Genomic DNA, 1,902 nt, shown 5'->3' with positions numbered 1-1,902 from the left:
ACTGGGTTACCCAACAGTGGCAATTGGCGGTATCGACCAAAGCAATGCCGATCTGGTTTGGCAGTCTGGGGTAACAAGCTTAGCTGTGGTTAGAGCTATTACTTTATCTGACGACCCACAGGCTGTGATTGATTTCTTTAGCAACCTGATGCGAGAAAGACAGCAGACATTCACTGTGACTCAATCAAATGAAGTAGGGGAAGTGTGTGCTTAATGATAAGGAGATCAACGTCAAGTCGCTCTCCCAGGAGTCGGTGAAAAAGGCCAAGATCCGCTTGGTCAATCTCACGTACTCATTATCGGCTGTGGTGGATTAGGTAGTGCAGCGAGTCTGTATTTAGCCGCAGCAGGTGTTGGGAAGCTTGTCGTCGTTGATGATGATGTTGTCGAGAGCAGCAATCTACAAAGGCAGATCATCTATCGTGAGCAAGATTTAAAACAAACCAGGACTGCAGCGACCGCAAAGCAATTGTTTGAGCTCAATCCGATGGTGCAGGTTCGTGCTATTGAAAAGCGCCTTGACCAGAATCAGCTGTCACTCGAGATCATGCTTGCCGACGTTGTGCTTGATTGCAGCGATAACATGCCAACGAGACAGATGATTAATCGAGCTTGTTATGAGCAAAAAACGCCGCTGATTTCCGCTGCAGCAATTGGATGGCAGGGGCAGTTTGCTGTCTTTGACTATCAAGACTCACAACCTACGTCGGCTTGTTATCGCTGCCTATATCCATTCGATGAACTGAGTCAGGCTCAAAAGTGCAGCGAAAGTGGCGTGATTGGTCCGGTCGTAGGGACGTTAGGAAATTACCAAGCACTGGCGGCGATTCAAAAACTCGCTACGGGCCAGTTTCATGTTGCGACAAGTAAGCTGCATATCTTTGATGGCTTGCGAATGCAGTGGCAACAGATGATGGTACCAAAAGACAACAACTGTCAGGTATGTCATTAGTACCTGAACACCCAGAGCACATTGCTCCATGAGAGTGATGAAGCTATTGAGGCTCTGCTTGCAGTAGTAATAGCTTTCGATGCTCTGCTTAAGAAGCAATCGTCGAGAACATAGAGAATTAAAACAAATGACAACAGTACAACAAAGCCTGAGTGACGGGCTTGAAGACGGTGAGATGATCACTGTCGCCATCAACGAACAACCGCAACAGGTTGCGAGTCAGTCCAATCTTCAGCAAGTGATTTTTGAACTACCAGAAATGGGATGCGTGTTTGCCATCAACAATAGCGTGGTTCCACGCAGCCAATGGGCAAGCACCGTATTATGTGAGGGAGATAGTATCTCTCTGTTTCAAGCAATAGCAGGGGGGTAATGAGATGCTGCATATCGGAGATAAGAAGTTTGAATCAAGACTATTTACCGGAACTGGAAAGTTCGCAAATAGTCACTTAATGGCTGAAGCGATACAAGCGTCAGGTTCTCAACTCGCGACGATGGCACTCAAGCGTGTGGATGTAAACGACCAGCAAGACGACATCTTAAAACCCTTGGTTGAAGCTGGAGTTAGTTTACTGCCAAACACTTCAGGTGCCAAAAATGCCAAAGACGCGGTGTTTGCTGCGCAGCTTGCGCGAGAGGCATTGGGAACCAATTGGCTGAAGCTAGAGATTCACCCTGACCCAAAATACTTAATGCCAGATCCTATCGAAACACTCGCTGCTGCTGAGCAATTGGTTCGCGAAGGGTTTATTGTTCTGCCTTACTGTCATGCCGATCCTGTGTTGTGTAAGCGACTCGAAGAGGTGGGTTGTGCCGCAGTAATGCCACTAGGTGCGCCAATTGGTTCGAATAAAGGTATCGTCTCCCATGACTTCCTGGAGATCATAATCGACCAAGCAAACGTACCAGTTGTTGTTGATGCTGGTATCGGAGCACCTTCGCATGCTGCT

3 protein-coding genes and 1 pseudogene are annotated in these 1,902 nt (G+C 47.6%); all 4 read left to right on the top strand.

The annotated features are described in order from the left end of the window. On the top strand, positions 1–214 hold a 214-nt coding region (locus KIV40_RS27475), incomplete at its 5' end, for a thiamine phosphate synthase (protein WP_285352375.1). Between the two features lie 12 nt (positions 215–226). Further along, positions 227–952: pseudogene (locus tag KIV40_RS27470) on the top strand (ThiF family adenylyltransferase); the annotation flags it as partial. Positions 953–1,079: 127 nt separating this feature from the next. Beyond that, complete coding sequence (thiS, locus tag KIV40_RS27465; RefSeq protein WP_285352374.1) at positions 1,080–1,325, top strand: sulfur carrier protein ThiS; 246 nt, start codon at positions 1,080–1,082, stop codon at positions 1,323–1,325. Positions 1,326–1,329: 4 nt separating this feature from the next. After that, positions 1,330–1,902 (top strand): thiazole synthase (locus tag KIV40_RS27460; RefSeq protein WP_285352372.1); only part of this gene is annotated, 573 nt, incomplete at its 3' end.

The organism is Vibrio sp. D173a, assembly GCF_030248475.1.
The sequence above is the reverse complement of the archived record's forward strand: the minus strand, read 5'-3'. Positions and strand labels throughout refer to the sequence as shown.

Excerpts from the sequence above, each read along its gene's own strand:
- thiS (WP_285352374.1), top strand. The coding sequence starts at position 1,080 with ATGACAACAGTACAACAAAGCCTGAGTGACGGGCTTGAAGACGGTGAG.